17 protein-coding genes and 2 pseudogenes are annotated in these 18,837 nt (G+C 69.0%); 7 read left to right on the top strand and 12 right to left on the bottom strand.

What is annotated here, in order from left to right; translation table 11 throughout:
• The 3 genes from ABZU52_RS09195 to ABZU52_RS09185 all read left to right on the top strand — a co-directional run.
• On the top strand, positions 1 to 718 hold a 718-nt coding region (locus ABZU52_RS09195), incomplete at its 5' end, for a trypsin-like peptidase domain-containing protein (RefSeq protein ID WP_354970543.1).
• A gap of 9 nt (positions 719 to 727) precedes the next feature.
• Positions 728 to 1,420 (top strand): response regulator transcription factor, encoded by a 693-nt coding sequence (locus tag ABZU52_RS09190; protein ID WP_354970542.1) that lies wholly within the window; start codon positions 728 to 730, stop codon positions 1,418 to 1,420.
• Positions 1,417 to 2,625 carry a HAMP domain-containing sensor histidine kinase gene (locus tag ABZU52_RS09185; protein WP_354970541.1) on the top strand — a complete coding sequence of 403 codons (1,209 nt, stop codon included), beginning with the start codon at positions 1,417 to 1,419 and terminating at the stop codon, positions 2,623 to 2,625. Before ABZU52_RS09190 ends, ABZU52_RS09185 begins: the two co-directional genes overlap by 4 nt.
• Positions 2,626 to 2,690: 65 nt before the next feature.
• Here ABZU52_RS09185 and ABZU52_RS09180 read toward each other — a convergent pair whose 3' ends face one another.
• Genes ABZU52_RS09180 through ABZU52_RS09165 form a run of 4 tightly spaced genes read right to left on the bottom strand, consistent with a single transcriptional unit; the run spans position 2,691 to position 6,617 of the window.
• Positions 2,691 to 3,497, bottom strand: a complete 807-nt coding sequence (locus ABZU52_RS09180) for an ABC transporter ATP-binding protein (protein WP_354970540.1) — start codon at positions 3,495 to 3,497, stop codon at positions 2,691 to 2,693.
• Positions 3,494 to 4,528, bottom strand: a complete 1,035-nt coding sequence (locus tag ABZU52_RS09175; protein WP_354970539.1) for an iron chelate uptake ABC transporter family permease subunit — start codon at positions 4,526 to 4,528, stop codon at positions 3,494 to 3,496. The genes ABZU52_RS09180 and ABZU52_RS09175 overlap by 4 nt, the downstream gene beginning before the upstream one ends.
• On the bottom strand, positions 4,525 to 5,565 hold the full coding sequence (locus ABZU52_RS09170; RefSeq protein WP_354970538.1) for an iron ABC transporter permease: 1,041 nt from the start codon (positions 5,563 to 5,565) through the stop codon (positions 4,525 to 4,527). The genes ABZU52_RS09175 and ABZU52_RS09170 overlap by 4 nt, the downstream gene beginning before the upstream one ends.
• Positions 5,565 to 6,617, bottom strand: coding sequence for an iron-siderophore ABC transporter substrate-binding protein (locus ABZU52_RS09165; RefSeq protein WP_354970537.1), 1,053 nt, complete (start codon positions 6,615 to 6,617; stop codon positions 5,565 to 5,567). The genes ABZU52_RS09170 and ABZU52_RS09165 overlap by 1 nt, the downstream gene beginning before the upstream one ends.
• A gap of 241 nt (positions 6,618 to 6,858) precedes the next feature.
• On the opposite strand from ABZU52_RS09165, the gene ABZU52_RS09160 reads away from it, so the two are divergent.
• The gene (locus ABZU52_RS09160) at positions 6,859 to 7,356 is read left to right on the top strand and encodes a DUF4395 domain-containing protein (protein ID WP_354970536.1); all 498 of its coding nucleotides are present in this window, start codon (positions 6,859 to 6,861) and stop codon (positions 7,354 to 7,356) included.
• A 27-nt stretch (positions 7,357 to 7,383) separates the two neighbouring features.
• Positions 7,384 to 7,521: pseudogene (locus tag ABZU52_RS09155) on the top strand (GNAT family N-acetyltransferase); the annotation flags it as partial.
• Between the two features lie 101 nt (positions 7,522 to 7,622).
• On the opposite strand, the gene ABZU52_RS09150 reads toward ABZU52_RS09155, so the two are convergent.
• The 8 genes and pseudogenes from ABZU52_RS09150 to ABZU52_RS09115 all read right to left on the bottom strand — a co-directional run.
• Complete coding sequence (locus tag ABZU52_RS09150; RefSeq protein WP_354970535.1) at positions 7,623 to 9,353, bottom strand: ABC transporter ATP-binding protein; 1,731 nt, start codon at positions 9,351 to 9,353, stop codon at positions 7,623 to 7,625.
• The gene (locus ABZU52_RS09145) at positions 9,350 to 11,014 is read right to left on the bottom strand and encodes an ABC transporter substrate-binding protein (protein ID WP_354970534.1); all 1,665 of its coding nucleotides are present in this window, start codon (positions 11,012 to 11,014) and stop codon (positions 9,350 to 9,352) included. The genes ABZU52_RS09150 and ABZU52_RS09145 overlap by 4 nt, the downstream gene beginning before the upstream one ends.
• Before the next feature lie 29 nt (positions 11,015 to 11,043).
• The gene (locus tag ABZU52_RS09140; protein ID WP_354970533.1) at positions 11,044 to 12,036 is read right to left on the bottom strand and encodes an ABC transporter permease; all 993 of its coding nucleotides are present in this window, start codon (positions 12,034 to 12,036) and stop codon (positions 11,044 to 11,046) included.
• Complete coding sequence (locus ABZU52_RS09135) at positions 12,033 to 12,989, bottom strand: ABC transporter permease (RefSeq protein ID WP_354970532.1); 957 nt, start codon at positions 12,987 to 12,989, stop codon at positions 12,033 to 12,035. Before ABZU52_RS09135 ends, ABZU52_RS09140 begins: the two co-directional genes overlap by 4 nt.
• 251 nt (positions 12,990 to 13,240) lie before the next feature.
• Complete coding sequence (locus ABZU52_RS09130; RefSeq protein WP_354970531.1) at positions 13,241 to 14,275, bottom strand: LLM class flavin-dependent oxidoreductase; 1,035 nt, start codon at positions 14,273 to 14,275, stop codon at positions 13,241 to 13,243.
• A gap of 19 nt (positions 14,276 to 14,294) precedes the next feature.
• Entirely contained in the window at positions 14,295 to 15,002 is a 708-nt protein-coding gene (locus tag ABZU52_RS09125; protein ID WP_354970530.1) for an ABC transporter substrate-binding protein, read from the bottom strand.
• Positions 15,003 to 15,515 (bottom strand): flavin reductase family protein, encoded by a 513-nt coding sequence (locus ABZU52_RS09120; RefSeq protein ID WP_354970529.1) that lies wholly within the window; start codon positions 15,513 to 15,515, stop codon positions 15,003 to 15,005.
• A gap of 326 nt (positions 15,516 to 15,841) precedes the next feature.
• A pseudogene (locus tag ABZU52_RS09115) lies at positions 15,842 to 15,994 on the bottom strand (IS5/IS1182 family transposase); the annotation flags it as partial.
• A 164-nt stretch (positions 15,995 to 16,158) separates the two neighbouring features.
• Here ABZU52_RS09115 and ABZU52_RS09110 point away from each other — a divergent pair.
• Together ABZU52_RS09110 and ABZU52_RS09105 are read left to right on the top strand one after the other, a co-directional pair.
• Positions 16,159 to 17,358, top strand: coding sequence for a low temperature requirement protein A (locus ABZU52_RS09110; RefSeq protein WP_354970528.1), 1,200 nt, complete (start codon positions 16,159 to 16,161; stop codon positions 17,356 to 17,358).
• 162 nt (positions 17,359 to 17,520) lie between these two features.
• A complete protein-coding gene (locus ABZU52_RS09105) occupies positions 17,521 to 18,720 on the top strand; it encodes a glutathione-independent formaldehyde dehydrogenase (RefSeq protein WP_354970527.1) in 1,200 nt (399 codons plus the stop codon).
• Positions 18,721 to 18,837 lie beyond the last annotated feature (117 nt).

Genomic DNA, 18,837 nt, shown 5'->3' with positions numbered 1-18,837 from the left:
TCGGCCCCCCCGGGCGGTGCCCGCGGGGCCGGGGGGGGCGGCGGGCTCCCGGCCCGCGCGGGACTTCCGGGCGTCGGCCCGGCGCACGCCGGCCGCTCCGGCCGGCAGTGCGGCGGCCCTGCCGGCCGACCTCGTCACCGCGGCGGCGCAGGCTCTGCCCGGTGTGGTGTCCGTGCAGGTACGCGGCACCGGCACCGCGGCCTCCGGTTCCGGCTTCGTCCTCGACGACAGAGGCCACATCGTCACCAACAACCACGTCGTCGCCCAGGGCGGCGCCATCAGCGTGGTGGGTCAGGACGGGCGTCGGGTGTCCGCCCGGCTCGTCGGTCGGGACCCGGACAGCGACATCGCCGTGCTGCGGGTGGACAGTGCCCGACTGCCCGCGCTGTCTCTGGCACCCGGTCGGGCCCGGGTCGGTGAGCCGGTGCTCGCGCTCGGCTCACCGCTGGGCCTCTCCGGGACCGTCACCGCCGGGATCGTCAGCGCGCTGGACCGACCGGTACGCCTCGGAGGTGGCGCCCGCCAGTCCGCGGTCCAGACCGACGCGTCGATCAACCCCGGCAACTCCGGCGGCCCCCTGGTCAACGCACGCGGCGAAGTGCTCGGCGTGAACACCGCGATCGCCTCGTTGGAGGGCGGCGGGAGCATCGGGATCGGCTTCGCGATCCCCATCGAGCGTGCCGCGCGGGTGGCGGCCGGACTCATTCAGAGGGGATAGGTTCGCGTCATGCGGCTGCTCGTGGTGGAGGACGAGACGGACCTGGCCGGCGCCCTGCGTGTCGGCCTGACCCGGGCCGGGCACGCCGTCGACCTGGCCACCGACGGCGCCGAAGCGTACGACCTGCTGCTGGTCAACGCCTACGACCTGATGCTGCTCGACATCAACCTGCCCGACACCGACGGGTTCACCGTGTGCCGGCGGATCCGCCGCGGCGACGTCGAGGTGGCCAGCGGACGAGACCTGCGGGTGCTGATGCTGACCGCCCGCGGCGCGCTCGGCGACCGGGTTCGCGGCCTCGACGAGGGGGCCGACGACTACCTGGTCAAGCCGTTCGCGTTGGCGGAACTGCTGGCCCGGGTACGCGCGCTGCTGCGCCGCGACACCGCCGGCACCGGCGCGGTCCTCACCGTGGGCGCCCTGACCCTGGACACCGCCCGCCACGAGGCGCACCGCGCCAGTCGGCGGCTGCGGCTCACCCCCAAGGAGTTCAGCGTGCTCGAGTACCTGATGACCCGTCCCGGACAGGTGGTGCCGGCCGAGGAACTACTCGAGCACGTCTGGGACGCCAACGCCGACCCGTTCACCGAGACTGTCCGGGTCACCGTCGGCACGCTGCGCCGCAAGCTCACCGAAGGGCACGGCGACTCTCCCATCGAAACACTCATCGGGCGCGGCTACCGGCTGCGGGAGGCGGCGTGAAGATCTTCCGGTCGATCCGGTTCCGGCTCACCGTCCTGTACTCGACGCTGCTGTTCGCGCTCGCCGGGGCCGGCCTGGCGACGGCGTACGTCGCGGTGGAACGGGCGGTCGACCCGAAGCCGATCACCAAGCGGTACGAGGCGCAGCTCGTGAAGCTCAAGAGCGACGGGCGTACCGTGCCCACCGGCACCACCATCGAGGTCGCCGAGGTCCAGCAGATCGAGGACGAGGTCAACCTGCGCCTCATGCAGACCTTGCGGGACTACTCGCTGGTCGCACTCGGTGGTCTGTTCCTCGCCAGCCTCGGTATCGGCTGGGTGCTCTCCGGGCGGGCCCTGCGCCCGGTCGGCGCCATCGCCCGTACCGCCCGCGAGATTCAGGCCACCGACCTGTCGCGGCGCATCCAGCTCAATGGCCCCCGCGACGAACTGCGCGACCTCGCCGACACCATCGACTCCATGCTCGACCGGCTCGACCACGCCTTCCGGGCCCAGCGGCAGCTCATCGACGACGCCTCCCACGAGCTGCGCAGCCCTCTGGCCATCATCCGCGCCCACCTCGACGCCTCACTGACGACGGCGGAGTCGACGGACGACGAGCGGACGCAGGCGGTGGCCTCCGTGGACCGGGCCACCACCCGCATGTCCCGCCTGGTGGAGGACCTGCTCGCCACCGCCCGCCGCGACACCGACACCCTCACCGACACCGATGTCGACCTCAGCGCTGTCGCCCGCGACGCCGGCGAGGACGTCGTGCCCCTCGCCGCCGCGCGTGGGCTACGCCTGCGGTACGCGCTCGGCGGCGAGCTGATCTGCATCGGCGACCCGGACGCCCTGCGCCGAGCGGCCGGCAACCTGCTCTCCAACGCGGTACGCCTCTCCCCGACGGGTGGGGCGATCACCGTCTCGACCGGCCGGGTCGGAGGCTGGCTGTGGCTCGCCGTGATCGACGAGGGGCCGGGCATCGCCGAGGCCGACCAGAGCCGGGTGTTCGACCGATTCTGGCGCGGAACCGCCGGCCGGAACGCTTCCAACGACCGGCGTACCGGGCTGGGCCTGTCGATCGTGCGGCAGATCGTCGAGTCACACGGCGGACACGCCGCGGTCTTCTCGAGAGCCGGCGCTGGCAGCACGTTCGTGCTCTGGCTGCCGGCCACCGACCGCACCGACGACGAGCCACCACCCACAGCGCCACCATCGCCGTGACGACGAACGCCGGCAGTACGACCGCATTCTCCCTCGCCCGAGCCGGTGTCGGAGTTGGGTTTCCGCTACTCGTTGATCGTGTGGTGGCGGCCGATCGGCAGCATCAGTGGCCTGCCGGAGACCGGATCGACGATGACTCGGCTGTCGAGGCCGAAGACGGCTTTCACGCACTCCTCGGTCAGTACCTCGGTCGGTGGGCCGGCCGCGTGCACGCCGCCGTCGGCCAATGCGATGAGGTGGTCCGCGTAGCGGGCCGCCATGTTGAGGTCGTGCAGCACCATCACGATGGTGGTGCCGCGGGTGGTGTTCAGATCGGTGAGGAGGTCCAACACCTCAATTTGGTGGCTGACGTCGAGGAAGGTGGTTGGCTCGTCCAGCAGCAGCAGTTCGGTCTGCTGGGCCAGTGCCATCGCGATCCACACCCGTTGGCGCTGCCCGCCGGATAGTTCGTCCACCGGTCGGTCGGCGAGGTCGGCGGTGTGGGTGGCGTCGAGGGCGGCGGCCACCGCGCGGTCGTCGTCCCTGCTCCATCGCGACAGCAGGCGCTGATGCGGGTTGCGGCCCCGGCCGACCAGGTCGGCCACGGTGATGCCCTCCGGTGCGATCGGTGACTGGGGGAGCAGGCCGAGAATACGGGCCAGTTCCTTGGCCGGCATTTTGTGCACTGCCCGGCCGTCCAGCATGACGTGACCGGTGCGCGGGGCGAGCAGCCGCGACATCGACCGCAGCAACGTCGACTTCCCGCACGCGTTGGCGCCGACGATCGCGGTGATCCGGCCGGGCGGGACGAGGAGGTCGAGCGATTCGATGACGACGCGGTCGCCGTAGCCGACGGTCAGTTTTTCGACCGTCAGTGCATGGTCGGTGGTCACAGCGAGCCTCCCGCGCGGTTCGTGCGGACGAGTAGATAGATGAGGTATGGAGCGCCGAGTACCCCGGTGATCACACCGACCGGGAACCGGGTGTCGAAGGCGAACTGGCCGAGGAAGTCGGCGACGAGCACCAGCAGCGCGCCGACCAGCGCGGACGGCACCAGCGGTGAGCTGCCGGGCCCCACCAGCCGGCCCGCGATCGGTCCGGCCAGGAAGGCCACGAACGCGATCGGTCCGGTGGCCGAGGTGGCGAACGCGATCAGGCCGACAGCCGCGACGATCGAGATCAGCCGGGTACGTTCCAGCCGGGTTCCCAGAGCTGCGGCGGTGTCGTCACCGAGTTGCAGCATGGTCAGGCTCCGGGCCTGGCTCAGCAGCACCGGGCCGAACACGACCAGCGCGATGAGCACCGGGACGGTCTCGTCCCAGGTGGAGCCGTTGAGGCTGCCGTTGAGCCAGCGTGTCGCGGCCTGCAGGTCCCACTGGCCGGCCTGGTTGAGGATGTACGAGGTGGCGCTGTTGAGCATGGCGGCGATGCCGATGCCGATCAGCACGAGTCGGGTGCCGGCCACCCCGTCCTTGAACGACAGCACGTAGATGATGACGGCGACGCCGAGCGCGGCGACGATGGCGAAGACCGAGACGCCGGTCTCACCGAGGCCGAGCACGATGATGCCGAAGGCCGCGGCCGCGCTCGCCGCCGAGCTGATGCCGATGATGTCGGGGCTGGCGAGGGGGTTGCGCATCATGGTCTGGAAGGTGACGCCACCCATTCCGAAGCAGAGTCCGGTCACCAGCGCCAGGACCGTACGGGGCAGCCGGAGTTCACCCACTGTGAACGAGGCGCCGGGCACGGACTCGCCGAGGATCACCCGCAGCACGTCGCCGGGTGGGTAGACGGTCTGCCCGACCATGAGCGATTCGGTGATCATGACGGCGATCGCCACGGCGAGGGTGGTGAGGACGGCGTGTCGTCGTCGACTGCGCCGGGTCCGCCCGCGGGTGACGGCCTCGAAGGTCACGGTGCTCACAGTTCGCGCACCTTCCGCCGGCGGACGATGTAGATGAAGAAGGGAGCGCCGATCAGGGCGGTGATGATGCCGGCCTCGATCTCGTCGGGTCGGTTCACCACCCGACCGACGACGTCCGCGGCGGTCAGCAACGCGGCGCCGACCAGGGCCACGAACGGCAGCAGCCACCGGTAGTCGAGTCCGACGAGCAGTCGGCACAGGTGCGGAACGATCAGGCCGACGAAGGCGATCGGTCCGGCGACCGCGGTGGCTGTGCCGCAGAGCACCACCGCGCCCAGAGCGGCGATCCCGCGTACCAGGGCAACGCGTTCACCGAGGCCGGCGGCGAGTTCGTCGCCGAGCGCGAGGGAGTTCAGCGCTCGGGCGGACAGCAGGCAGATGACCAGCCCGGCGATCAGAAACGGCAGGACCTGGCCGATGCTGTCCCAGGTCGCGCCGCCGACGCCGCCGACCTGCCAGGACTGGAAGTTCTCGGCGATGTCGCCGCGCGGCAGCACGATCGCGACCACCAGCGACGCGAGAGCGGCGGAGGTGGCCGCCCCGGCCAGGGCGATCTTGAGCGGGGTGGCGCCGCCGCGGCCGAGCGAGCCGACCGCGTAGACGAACAGGGAGGACACCGCCGCTCCGGCGATGGCGACCCAGATGTACATGGTGGCGGTGTACAACCCGACGGTGACCATGGCGACCGCGATCGCCAGCATCGCGCCCATGTTCACCCCGAGGATGCCCGGATCGGCGAGCGGATTTCTGGTGACGCCCTGCATCACCGCTCCGGACAGGGACAGGGCCGCCCCGACGAGAGCCGCGAGGACCGTGCGGGGAACGCGTTTGGTCACCGCCGCCTGATTGAGCGTCTCGTCTGCGCCGCCGAGAGCGGCGGTGAGGTCGGCCCAGCCGACGATCCGGGAGCCGAAGGCGACCGACGCGATCAGGACCAGAACCAGCGCGGCGAGGACGACCAAGAGCCAGGTCAGGCGTACCCGTGCCGGGCGTCGCACCAGGGCGACGTCCGGCACGGATGTCGTTTCGCGAGTCATCAGAGCTTGTCGGCGGCTTTGCCGAGCAGGTCGACGTAGTCCTTGAGTACGAACGAGACCGCGAGGGGCGTCGGGTTGGCGGCGGTGGCCACCGGGGTGCTGCCGGGCAGCGAGACGAAGGAGCCACGCTCGATCGCCGGGATCTTGGAGAGCAACGGGTCCTTCTGCAGGGTGGCCAGGGTGGTGCCCTCGGCGTCACCGTAGGTCACGATGATGTCCACGTCGCTGAGGTTCTGCACCTGCTCCGCGCTCTGCGTGAGGCTGAACTCCTTTGTTGCCGCGGAGGCCTTCGCGATGCTCTGCGGATGCGTCATGCCGAGGTCGGTGAAGAACTGGGCCCGGGTGTCGTGCGTGGTGTAGAAGCTGATCTTGCTGAGGTCCGTCGGGTCCAGGTGGGTCAGGAACATCACCGACTTGCCCGCCAGCTTCGGATAGCGTGCCGCCTCGTCCTTCATCTGCTTCTCGATCTTCGCGATCAGCGCGTCGCCCTCGGCGGCCAGGCCGAGGGCCTGGCTCTCCAGCTTGATGCTGTCGCGCCACGAGGTGGCCCAGGGCGCCTGCGGGTACGCGACGACCGGCGCGATCTTCGTCAGGGTGTCGTAGTCCTGACGAGTCAGACCGGAGTAGGCGGCAAGGATGACGTCCGGCTTGGTGTTCGACACCGCCTCGAAGTCGATGCCGTCGGTCTCGTCGAAGAGCACCGGTGTCGACGCCCCAAGTTCCTTGAGCTTGGCGGCGTCCCAGGGCAGCAGGCCGTCGCCGTCCTCGTCGCCGAAGTTGGCCTTGGCGTAGCCGACCGGGACGACCCCCAGTGCGAGGGGGACCTCGTGGTTGGCCCAGTTGACGGTGGCGACCCGCTCGGGCTTCTTCTCGATCGTGGTGGTGCCCAGGGCGTGAGTGATCGTCAGGGGAAACGTCGTCGTCGCGTTTCCGGACGTGGCGGGCGTCTTGTCGGTGTCGGACGATCCGCCGCAGGCGGCGAGCGCGAGCGTGGTGGTGACCGCGACGATGCCGGCGAGTAACCGGGAGAGGCGCATGGTGAAGTACTCCAACTCGCGTCGGTAAGGTTAGGCTTTCCTAACCGAGGCGTAAAGTACTTCACGTTTCTGGTGCCGGTTGAAAGGGGGTGCGAGGTGACGAGCAGCCCGATGTCCGGGGCGAACGTCGCCGGGCCGCCCACGGTGCGCACCAACCAGCACCTCGACGCCCGCTGGTCTTCCACCACAGCCGGTCCGGCCGGCTCCAGCGGATATAGGCTACTCAATCTATGGGAATAGTAGGTATCATTCCGCCATGGCCAGCGCGCTGTTCGGTTTCCCCAACCCCGTGAACGAGGTATCCGCCCGACTCGTCGCCGCCGGGGTGGTCATCCTGTCCACGGTGACGATCGTGCTGGACCAGCCCTGGATTACCGCGCTGATCGCGTACGGATTCGTCGCGCGGGTGCTCGGCGGCCCCACACTCAGCCCGCTCGGCCTGCTCGTCACGCGGGTGATCACGCCGCGGCTATCGGTGCGGGCCAAGCTCGTCGCCGGGCCGCCCAAGCGGTTCGCCCAGGGGATCGGCGCTGTGCTGGCCCTGACCGCCGCTGTGCTGGCGCTCGGGTTCGGGCAGCACCTCGCGGCATACCTCGTCCTCGGCGCGGTGATCGTGGCGGCGACACTCGAATCCGTGTTCGCGTTCTGCGTGGGCTGCGCGATCTTCGCGGGGCTCATGCGGATCGGATGGATCCCCGAGGCCGTCTGCGCCGAATGCAACGATATCTGGAGCCGCGTGCCGGCGAACGGGTAAGAGACCGTCGGATCGGGCCTCCGCCCAACCGTGCACGCGGCCGCCAGCAACACCACGGCGATCCGGCTGTACGAGTCGATCGGCTTCACGCTGCGGCGCCACACCACGTTCCGCGCGGTTCGCGTACCGGATCGGCTTCCAGCGGATCGTCGGTCCAGCGTCTGATCCGGTCGGGCCCTGCACCTGACAGCCGCACCGTGCCAGCCGCGCAGCACCGCAAACCACGCCGCCTCGGCGAGGATCTTCTCCGGGCCGTGGTGGTCCCGTCAGCGCGGCGCGCTGGTGAGCTGGCGCCACGCCGCCCGCCGCAGCGCCTGTCGGGCCGGGTCGGCAACCGGTGCCGCCGCCAACAGCCGCGACGTGTACGGGTGCCGGGGCGCGCGCAGCACATCGTCCGCCGGGCCCTCCTCCACGACCCGGCCGCGATGCAGAACCGCCACCCGGTCGGCGAGTTGCTCGACCACTGCCAGGTCGTGGCTGATGAACAGGCAGGAGAAACCAAACTGGCCCTGTAGCGACCGGAGCAGTTCCAGGATCCGTGCCTGCACCGACACGTCCAGGGCGCTGGTGGGCTCGTCCGCGATCAACAAGGCCGGGTTCAGGGCGATGGCGCGGGCGATGGCCACCCGCTGCCGTTGCCCACCCGACATCTCGTACGGGTGGCGGTCGCGCAGGCGCGACGGCAGCTCGACCGCGTCCAACAGCTCGTCGACGCGGTGGCGTTGCGCGTCCGGGCGCAGATCGGTGTGCAGCGTCAACGGTTCGGCGATGCTCGCGCCGACCGTCCGGCGGGGGTTCAGGGACGACGCGGGATCCTGGAAGACGATGCCGAGCTGAGAGCGGAACGTGCGCAGTTCACGACGGGAGGCGTGCCCCAGGTCGACGCCGGCGACGGTCACCGTGCCGGCAGTCACCGGTACGAGGCCGGCAATCGCCCGGCCGACTGTCGACTTGCCGGAGCCTGATTCGCCGACCAGGGCCACCAGTTCACCCTGGCCGATGTGTAACGAGACGTCGTCCACCGCCCGGACCGGCCGGCCGCGCCGCCTTCCCGGATAGTCGACGACGACGTTGCGGAGAAGCACGACGGGTTCCGTACCGGCCGACGTGTCGAGCGGTCGTGGCTCGTGCGCCAGCGGCGTCGCCGGTTCCGGCTCGGGGAGCCGCAGCTCCGGCAACCTGGGTACGGCGTGCAGCAACGCCCTGGTGTACTCGTGCCGGGGCGCGGCGAAGAGTTGGGCGGCGGGCGCCTGCTCGACGATCCGACCGTCGCGCAGCACCACCACGTCGTCGGCGACGTCGGCCACCACGCCCATGTCGTGGGTGATGAGGAGGACGGCCATGTCGAGTCGGGTGCGCAGGTCGCGGAGCAGGTCGAGGATGCCGGCCTGGACGGTCACGTCCAGCGCCGTGGTTGGCTCGTCCGCGATCAGCAGCAGCGGGTCACAGCTGATGGCCATCGCGATCATCGCCCGTTGGAGCTGACCGCCGGAGAGTTCGTGCGGATACGAGCGGGCGATCCGCGCGGGGTCGTCCAGGCCGACGGTGGCGAGCAACTCCAGAACCCGGGCGTTGGCGGCGGAGTGTGTCACCGAGCGGTGCGCCCGGATCGCCTCGGCGACCTGGTCACCGATGGTGAAGACCGGGTTGAGCGCGGTCATCGGCTCCTGGAAGATCGTGCCGATCCGGCCGCCGCGTACCTCCCGCAGCAGGCTCGGCTCGGCGCCGATCAGCTCGGTGCCGTCGAGGGTGATGCTGCCGCTGACCCGGGCGGTGGCGGGGAGCAGGCCCAGGGCGGCCATCGCGGTGACGCTCTTGCCTGATCCGGACTCGCCGACCAGGGCGAGGACCTGCCCGCGGTGCAGCGCGAAGGACGCGTCGTGAACGGCTGCGTGCGTGTCGCCATCCACCTCGAACTCCACGGCCAGCCCGGCCACCGCGAGCAGCGGTGACCGGGTGGCCTTCGTGAGGTGTGGCTCCGTGGGGGAGACCGTCATCCCTGCTTCAGCGATACCTTCAGGTAGTTCGGGTAGGCCGGGAACGACGGCACGAAGAAGTTCTGCACCTTCGACCCGTGCAGGAACGAGTTCTTCGTGTAGGTCAGCGGCACGATCGGCGCATCCTGCAGGATGCGCTTGTCCGCCTGTGCCCACAGGGCCTGTGCCTTCGTCGGGTCGGTCTCGGCCGTGGCCTGTGCGATGAGCGTGTCGACCTCGGGCTGGGAGTAGCGGGCGATGTTGTAGCCACCGCCGCCAATCTCGGTGGACGCGAACAGCGGCTGGATGTTGCCGTTGGCGCTGGGGAAGTCCGGCTGCCAGCTGGAGACCGTCAGGTCGTAGTCACCCTTGTCGCCGGTGACCTCGGCGGTCCAGGCCTCCTCGTCCACCGGCTTGATGGTCACCGTGATGCCCACCCGCTGCAGCCCCTGCTGGATGGCCTGCGACTTGGCGAGGCTCGGCTGGTCGTTCTCGGACAGCAGCGTGAGGTTCAGGCTGGTCTGCCCCGCCTCGGTGAGCAACTGCTTGGCCTTGGCGACGTCGCCAGACGGGTCGGCCGGGTAGAGGTTGTAGTCGACCCGCCCAGCGATGCCGGGCGTGATCAACGTGCTGGCCAGCTCGCCGCCGATGGCACCGCCGGAGGCGACCTGGTAGGCCCGCTTGTCCACGGCGTACTGGATGGCCTGGCGGACCTTGACGTCCTTCAGCGGCCCGCGCTGGGTGTTGAGCGCCAGGTACGACAGCGCGCCGGCGTCCGAGGTGACCAACCGCTGCTTCGCGCTGGCGTTCTGCTCGATCTGCGCGAGCTGGGCGGGCGCCACGAAACCGGCGCCGAAGGCGGAGCGGTCGTCACCCGAGTCGGCGATCAGCCGTTGCGACTGGACCGTCGTGTCCTGGCCGAGCTGGAAGACGACATTGTCGGGTCCGGCGGTGCGCACCTGGTCGGTGGCGGCGTCCCAGTTCGGGTTGCGGGAGAGCTTCACCGAGACACCCTGCTGGTACGACTCCACCTGGTAGGGGCCGGACGAGACCGGGTTCTGGCTGTACTTCTTCGGGTCGTCCTTCGCCTTCGGCACCGGCGCGAACGCCGGCATGGAGACGATCCAGGGCCAGTCGCCGTACGCCGTCTTGAGGTGGAAGACGAGGGTCTTCGCGTCCGGGGTCTCGATCGAGGCCAGGTCCGCTCCGGAGTACGGCCCCTTGTACTCGGCGCCGCCCACGAGCAGGCTCTTGTGGTAGCCGAGGCCGCCGGAGAGTTCGGGCGCGAAGGAGCGCTCGATGCCGTACTTGACGTCGCCTGCGGTGATCGGAGCCCCGTCGGCGTACTTGAGCCCGTCCTTCAGCGTGAAGGTCCAGGTCTTGCCGCCGTCGGTGGTCTTACCGGTGTCCGTCGCCAGATCGGGTACCACCTGCGCCGCCTTGCCCGGCTGGACCTCCCAGGTGGTGAGCCGGCGCAGGACCAGGCCCAGGGTGGTGATTGCCAGGTTCTGGCTCTTGGCGGGGTCGAAGTTGATGTCGCTGGCGGCGTTGAGGATGGTCAACGTGCCACCCTTCGCGGTGCCCCCGGTCGATCCGCCGGCGTCCGGCGTAACGTCCGGGTTCGCGTTGCAACCGGCCAGGGCGAGTACGACTGCGAGCGCGAGTGCGCTGCGTCTTTTCATCAGTGCCTTACCTTTCGATGGTTGGCGCATCAGGGCGCCACTCTTGGGTCGAGGACGCCGTAGAGCAGGTCCACGACGAAGTTCGCGAGGATGATGAGGAACGCGGAGAAGAGGGTGACCCCGATGATCAGCGGAAGGTCGACGTTGCCGACCGCGTCCAGCAGCAGGGCGCCCAGGCCGGGCATGCTGAAGACCCGCTCGGTGATGACCGCGCCGCCGAGCAGCGACCCGAGGTCGAGCCCGAAAACGGTGACCACCGGGATGAGGACGTTGCGCAGGGCGTGCCGACCGACGACCCGCCGTTCCCGCAGCCCTTTGGCGCGGGCCGTGCGGATGTAGTCCTCGCCCAGCACGTCGAGCATCTGACCCCGGGTCAGCCGGGCGTAGACCGCCGCGGAGATCAGGGCGAGCACACACCAGGGCAGCACCAGGTGCCACAACCAGCCCACCGGGTCCTCGGTCAGCGGCACGTACCCGTTGACCGGCACCATGTTGAGGGTGAAGCCGAACAGCAGGATGCCGAGCAGGCCGACCAGGTAGCTGGGAGCGGAGACACCGATCGTGGAGAACGTCATCGCTGCCCGGTCGATCGCGGTGCCCCTGCGGACGGCCGAGACGACTCCGGTGCCGACGCCGATGATCAGCCAGAGCACGGCGGCGCCGACGGCGATGGAGAAGGTGACCGGGATGCGTTCCAGGATGAGGTGGGTGACCGATTCGTTCAGTTGGAAGGAGTACCCGAAGCAGGGCGCCGCGCAGTGCACGGCGGCAGCTCCGGTGCCGAAGGTGCGGCCGGTGACGATCCCGCCGAGGAAGGCCACATACTGCTGCGCCCAGGGCTGGTCGTAGCCCATGAAAGCGCGGGCGTCGGCGAGCCGTTCGGGTGTGCAGGGTCGTCCGCAGGAGAGCTGCGCCGGATCACTGGGCAGCAGGACGAACACCGCGTACGTGATCAGACTGATCACGAGCAGCGTGACGATCATGCTGAACAGGCGTCCGGAGACCAGTCGGAGGAGTCTCATCGCCGCAGCCCTCCCGTCTTCGGGTCGAATGCGTCGCGCAGGCCGTCGCCGAGCAGGTTGAAGGCGAGCGTGGCGAGGAAGAGCGCCCCGCCGGGAAAGACCAGGAACATCGGGTCGGTCTGGACCCAGGCGATCGCGTCGCCGATCGAGCGGCCCCACGCCGGTGTCGGCGGTGGCACGCCGACCCCGAGGAACGACAGTGCGGCCTCTGCTCCGATCATCGACGGGATCATGATGGTGGCGTAGACGATGATCGTGGCGGTGATGTTGGGCAGTAGTTGCCGTACGAGCAGGTGCCAGCCACCTGCGCCGAGCGCGGTCGATGCGACCACGAAGGTGCGCCGCTTCAACGCCAGCGTCTGGCCACGGACCACGCGCGCGATCGAGGGCCAGCCGAAGATCGCGAGAACGCCGACGAGGAGCAGTGGCTTCGGGAGGCTGGCCGGGGCGATCGCGCCGAGCGCGATCACGAAGATCAGGTACGGGAAACCGAGCAGGACGTCGATGGTCCGGGTGACGATGCGGTCGTACCAGCCGCCGTAGAAGCCGGCGGTGAGGCCGACGATCACTCCGAGCAGCACCGAGACGGTGGTGGCCCCGGCACCGACGAGGATCGAGGTACGGGCGCCGTGTACCACGATCGCGAACAGGTCGCGCCCGGTCATCGGTTCCACCCCGAACCAGTGCTGGGCGCTGATTCCGCCGCCGAAGCCCTTCGGCGCCCCGGAGTCCGACAGGGCGTCAAGGTCGTACGTGTAGGGGTCCTGACCCGCGATCGCGCTGAGCAGTGGGGCGGCGGCCGCGACGACGAGGAAGAAGGCCACACCGCCGGCTCCGCCCAGCGCCCAACGATCGGCGGCCAGGCGGCGCCAGAGGTGGCGGGCGGTTGTGCTGCGGGCCTGGCTCGGTGGTCGGGTCGGAGCAGGCGGCGCGGCATGAGTGTCGGCGGACACGTTGGTTCCTTACGGGGTCCAGGGGTGGGGTGGGCCGGGGAGCTCAGCGCTCCCGGCAACACTTCCTGCCCACGCTGACCCCTCTCGGTGCTCGTTCCGGTAGCTGGAGACCGTCTACCGGTCGATGCCACACCGCGCGGCTGGGAGCCGCAGCGACCATGTTCCGTGAGCGGCGCCAGGAAAATCCAGGACTAGAGACCTATAACACAGACCGGATTAGTAGGGAATTCGCTCAACCTGGCCGGCCCACGTCAGCGGCTGGGGTGCCACCCGAGCACGGGGCCGAGCCTGGTCGCCATGTCGGTGAGGATCTGCGCGTAGTCGGCCGGCGTGAAGGTGAAGGGCAGAGCGAACGCGACCTCGTCGACCTCGCGGAACGCGACATTGTCAAGCAGTCGTTCGGCGATCAGCTCCGACGGGCCGACGAGGTCGGGGGCGAACATCATCCGGGCCGGACCCTGGGGTGACGCCGTTCGAGGCGTGCGTTGACGGGCGTACTCCTCGTAGCGGGCACGTTGGCTCGGGGTGGCGGTGTCGGTGGGGATGACGACGAGCCCTTGCGAGACACGAGCCCGATCGCCGTCCGGGTGGTGGGCGCGAAACGTCCGGATGTGCGAGAGCTGGATCTCGGCGAAGTCGGTGGACTCCTCGGCCTTGACCACGCTGCTGGTGAGCAGGTTCATGCCCTGCTCGCCGGCCCAGCGGGCGGAGCTGAGGCTGCCGGCGCCGTACCACATCCGGGCGGCCAGGCCGGGGGAGTGCGGTTGCACCCGGCGGGAGAACTGCTCGAAACCCTCGAAGCCCTCGACGTCGCTGGCCGGCTCGCCGCGAATGAGGTCGAGCAGCCGTCGTACCCGCGTGTAGCTGAAATCCTCCGCCTCGGCGGTGTCCGGGTAGAGCGATCGGCGGACCCGGTCGTAGTGCATCGGTGGGCCGACGCTCACCCCGGGGTTGAGGCGTCCGCCGGAGAGGATGTCGACAGTGGCCAGGTCCTCGGCCAGCCGCAGTGGGTTCTCCCAGCCGAGCGGGATGACCGCGGTGCCGAGCTCGATGTGCCGGGTCCGCTGTGAGGCCGCCGCCAGGACGGCGATCGGTGAGGAGATGCCGTACTGGAGGTGGCGGTGGCGTACCCAGGTGCTGTCGAAGCCGAGGTGCTCGCCCAACTCGATGAGCTGGAGGGTCGCCTCGTGGCCGGTGCGAGGGTCGGCCTCGTCGAACAGGCCGATGGTCAGGAAGCCGAGCTTTCGCAGTGGCACCGACTGTTTCGACACAGGTGTTTCACTCACTGTCCGCCTCCAAGGATGCTCACCCAAGGACTTGAAATCCTACCTGATTGGTAGGAAAATCGATCGCATGCTGCCTCTTCGGCTCACCTCCCGCCGGGTCGTCGACCTGATGCGGGTCGCCGCGCAGCTCTGTCCTGGCGGACCCAGTACGGCCTGAAGCGGCCCGCCGCAGCTCCACCAGCTTGACGTCCTTCTTGGTAAGGCCGGCCTTGTGCAGTACCCGTAGTACCAGTGCTCCCTGCGCCTGTCCCGGGCTGTACGCGATCTTCTTCCCGCGGAGGTCGGCGAGGGTGGCGACCGTGACGCCCGGTGCGATGCCGAGCCGGTAGATGGCGTGGTTGAGCGGGTCCTGGCGGAACTTCGAGGCCACGATCTTCGTGGGGATGCCCGTCCAGTGCGAGTGGATCGGCGGGATGTCGGCCACCGAGCCGATGTCCAGCGCCTTCGCGCGGAACGCCTCCAGGGTTTGTGGGCCGCCGCTGATGTTCGCCCACTCCACCTCGAAGCTGAACTTGTCGGCCTCGCCGGAGAACTCGATCGCCTTCTGGTGCTCCTTGTCTCCGACGACGAGCTTGGTGCCCTTCGGCACGGCCTGCGGCAGCGGAGCGCCCGCGGCCAACGCCGCGGTGGGTGTGTCGTCGGCAGCGCAGGCGGTCAGGCCGAGTGTGACCGCGCCGAGGGTCGCGGACAGGAACGCCCGACGGTCCAGGAGGGATGGTGAGGTCACTTACAACTCCTTCGTCGCAGGTTGCAGGGCGGCGTAGCGCCCCATGTGGTAGAGCAGAGGCGCACCGTCGCGGTGACTGGCGATCAGCGGCTCGGCGATCACGATGGCGTGGTCGCCCGCGGGCACCCGTTGGGTCACGCGACACAGGAGCCACGCGACCGGCTCGTCCAGCAGCGGCACCCGGTGCGGCCCGTACCGCCACGCTGGATGTGCGGCGAACCGGTCGATGCCGCTCGTCGCGAAGGTCCGCGCGACGTCCTCCTGGTTCTCACCGAGCAGGTGCACGGCGACGTGCTCCGTCTCGGCGATCGTCGGCCAGCTCGACGACGATCGGGCCAGGCAGAACGACACCAGCGACGGCCGTAGCGACACCGACGTGAGCGAGGTGACGGTGAACCCGACCGGTGGCTCGCCCGCGGCGGTGACCACCGCGACTGCGGCGGCGTGCCGGCGCAGCAGAGTACGGAACATGTCCGGGTCGACCGGAGTCACGGGTTCGGCGATGACGGTCATGGCTGTCCTCCTGGGTCGACAAAGACAGCTGCGCGCCGCCACGACTGCGCGTGGACGCAGGGCGGCGAGCAACAGTCGATCGGTACGAGGAATCGGCTGCCGGTCATCGTCGAGCCGGCGGCGCGAGTGGAAACAGAGAGGAGCGCAGGCTCAGCGGCAGCAGCCGCAGGCGGCGGTCCAGCCACGGCAGCATCCCCGCGACACCCCGATGGCGGTGCCCTGAAGCAGGGTGTGTTGGCTGGTCACAGATACGACGCTAACCCACAATTCCTATGTGTCAAGTAGGGTTTCAAGCGCTGAGACCAGCGACCAGGGACAGCAGTTGGGACATGGGAGCCGTCGATCACCGCCCGCGACATGTCCAACTGCCCGCATGCTGCCGAGCACCACCTCGTGCGGCTGCTGCCACACACCGGCGTCGTTCCAGTCCGCAACCTGCGCCAGCAGGTCATCCCAGAGCCGAAGCCCAGTTCCTGGGGCGGCGTCTCGGGAGAGAACGGTGCTGGGCGGTGGCAGCCCTCGTCGGCCGTCAGGCTATTTGGTCATCGGGGGTGCGTCTTTATCCGTGGGCGCCGCGGCAACGTGGTACGACTGCTTCAACGACTAGTCGACGAAGCGAGCGGGCTGGGTGACGAGGAATAGAGTGGACAATCTGCTGCGCCAGCGTGAGAGTCCGCAGCGGCCGACCTTCCTGGAATTGTTCTTCGATCTCGTGTTCGTCTTTGCGCTCACCCGGATTGTGCACGAGTTGGTGTTGGACTACACCAGGGGTCACGTCGCGGAGAGGCTGACCACTTCCCTTGCGGAGAACGGCGAGACTCTGCTCCTGTTCTTGGCGGTCTGGTGGATCTGGACCCAGACGGCATGGGTGACCAGCAGATTCGATCCGTTTCAGCCGCCGATCCAGTTCGTTGTCGTTGCGACGATGTACGGGAGCCTGCTCCTGGCGGTCGCGATTTCGGGGGCTCTCGCCGAGACTGGTCTGCTCTTCGCGAGCACTTATGTCGCGATTCAGGTGGGTCGCACCCTCTTCTTCGTAGGCATCGTGCGCGGTCACAATCTGCGTCGCGTCAATTTGCTGGCGCTCATCTGGTTCGGCGCGTCGGCCGTGCCGTGGCTCGCCGGAGCTTTCGCTCCCGAGGTGATGCGCAATTCGCTGTGGACGGTGGCCCTGGCGATCGACTACCTGGGGGCCAGACTCGGCTGGCCGGTGCCGGGGCTGGGTCGCTCGCGGGTGTCCCCGTGGGCCGTCGCGGGCGAGCACTTGGCCGAACGCTACTGGCAGCTTGTCATTGTCGCGCTCGGTGAGACGATCCTGACCTCCGGATCGAGTCTTCTCCGCGGTCCGATCGTGGCGCAACGAACAATGGCCCTCACCTTGTCGTTCGTCATCACGGTGTTGCTGTGGCGGATCTACTTTTATCGGGCCGGCCAAATCCTGGGCGAGGCCATCGCGGCGTCCGCCGACCCCGGCCGGCTCGGTCGGTTGGCCGAGCTCGCGCACCTGCTCATGGTGTCCGGTATCCTCGCCAGCTCATCCGGCTCCGAACTCGTCCTCATAGATCCATCCGGAGACGCCAAACCCGCCTGGGTCGGGGCCATCCTCGGAGGGCCTGCGCTCTTCCTCGCCGGGCGCTCAGTATTCGAGTACGTGGCCTTCGCCCGAGTGTCCTGGCCGCGGCCGATCGGGATCCTCGTCCTCGCGGCCATGGCGCCGATCATGGTTGGCCTACCACCCCTCGGGGTCGCTGCAGCAGCAGCCGCGGTCCTGCTCGGCGTTGCCGTCTCTGACACGACCCGAGCCCATGGACGTCCACTGGAGGAGGCCTCGCCGCCACGCTGACACGTACCCGGCACCCCACCATCTCGGCCGTGTTTGCCCAGGCCGGAGATGTCCGACGGTACGCCCGCCTACGCGCGACACCCACTCGCGCGGCCGGTGGAAGCCGCAAAACGGGCTTAAGGATCGGAACGGTCTGCGAGGATGTGGACGTCAGCAAGGGGCATGGGCTCACGCAGTGAGCAACTTCTTAACGGGGGAACGCAGATGAAGGCTGTCGTGTACGAGGGTCCGAGGACGGTCAGCGTCAAGGAGGTTCCGGACGCGAGAATCGAGAGACCGACGGATGCCGTGGTCCGGATCACGACGACGAACATCTGCGGGTCGGACCTGCACATGTACGAAGGACGCACGGACATGGAGTCTGGGCGCGTGCTCGGGCACGAGAACATGGGTGAGGTGATCGAGGTCGGCGAAGGGGTCGATCTGGTCAAGGTCGGCGACATGGTGTGCCTGCCGTTCAACGTGGCGTGCGGGTGCTGTGCGAACTGCAACCAGGGTCTGACCGCGTTCTGTCTGGTGGCCAACCCGGCGCCGGGCATGGCCGGCGCGGCCTACGGGTTCGCCGACATGGGTCCCTACAACGGCGGTCAGGCCGAGTTGTTGCGGGTGCCATGGGCGGACTTCAACTGTCTGGTCCTGCCGCCGGACGCCCGGGACATGAGCCGGCAGAAGGACTACGTCATGCTGTCGGACATCTTCCCGACCGGTTGGCACGCCACCCAGCTCGCCTGTGTGCGACCCGGCGACAGTGTGGCGGTCTACGGTGGCGGACCGGTTGGCCTGCTCGCCGCGTACTCCGCGATCATCAAGGGCGCCAACAAGGTGATGGTGGTCGACCGCCATCCGGACCGGCTGCGCCTGGCGGAGCAGATCGGCGCGATCCCGATCGACGATTCGAAGGGATCACCGGTCGACCAGATCCTGGAGCAGACCGGCGGGATGGGCGCGGACCGCGGCTGTGAGGCCGTCGGTTACCAGGCGCACGACCCGAGTGGCCAGGAGAAGGCGGGGCTGACCGTGAACAACCTCGTGCACTCCGTGCGGTTCGGCGGCACGATCGGCGTGGTCGGCGTGTACGTGCCTCAGGACCCGGGAGCGCCGGACCCGCTACAGAAACAGGGCAAGGTGCCGTTCGACTTCGGCATGTTCTGGTTCAAGGGGCAGACCATGGCAACCGGCCAGTGCAACGTGAAGAACTACAACCGGCAGCTGATGAACCTCATCTCTACCGGCAAGGCCCACCCGTCGTTTCTGGTGTCCCACGAACTCACGCTGGACGAGGCGCCAACGGGGTACCAGAACTTCGACGCCCGTAACGACGGCTGGACCAAGGTCGTGCTGCATCCCGACGGTCGAGGCTAGTACGGCAGGGTGAGACGTCGCTGGTACATCTGGCTTCACCACTACCTCATTCGAGCGGGTGGCGGGTCGACCGCCTCAGTTGCGAGCCGACCGCGACCCGCGGGAGATCACCGTCTG

Source organism: Micromonospora sp. NPDC005220 (assembly GCF_040607895.1).
In the GTDB taxonomy this organism is placed as follows: Bacteria; Actinomycetota; Actinomycetes; order Mycobacteriales; family Micromonosporaceae; genus Micromonospora.
Note: the sequence above shows the minus strand (reverse complement) of the source record. Positions and strands in the feature narration are given on the sequence as shown.

What these genes read in the sequence shown, in the direction of transcription:
- ABZU52_RS09150 (WP_354970535.1), bottom strand. Translation starts at nt 9,353, where the DNA reads ATGACGGTCTCCCCCACGGAGCCACACCTCACGAAGGCCACCCGGTCA.
- ABZU52_RS09120 (WP_354970529.1), bottom strand. Translation starts at nt 15,515, where the DNA reads ATGACCGTCATCGCCGAACCCGTGACTCCGGTCGACCCGGACATGTTC.
- ABZU52_RS09105 (WP_354970527.1), top strand. Translation starts at nt 17,521, where the DNA reads ATGGGCTCACGCAGTGAGCAACTTCTTAACGGGGGAACGCAGATGAAG.
- ABZU52_RS09160 (WP_354970536.1), top strand. Translation starts at nt 6,859, where the DNA reads ATGGCCAGCGCGCTGTTCGGTTTCCCCAACCCCGTGAACGAGGTATCC.
- ABZU52_RS09190 (WP_354970542.1), top strand. Translation starts at nt 728, where the DNA reads ATGCGGCTGCTCGTGGTGGAGGACGAGACGGACCTGGCCGGCGCCCTG.
- ABZU52_RS09170 (WP_354970538.1), bottom strand. Translation starts at nt 5,565, where the DNA reads ATGACTCGCGAAACGACATCCGTGCCGGACGTCGCCCTGGTGCGACGC.
- ABZU52_RS09140 (WP_354970533.1), bottom strand. Translation starts at nt 12,036, where the DNA reads ATGAGACTCCTCCGACTGGTCTCCGGACGCCTGTTCAGCATGATCGTC.
- ABZU52_RS09145 (WP_354970534.1), bottom strand. Translation starts at nt 11,014, where the DNA reads ATGAAAAGACGCAGCGCACTCGCGCTCGCAGTCGTACTCGCCCTGGCC.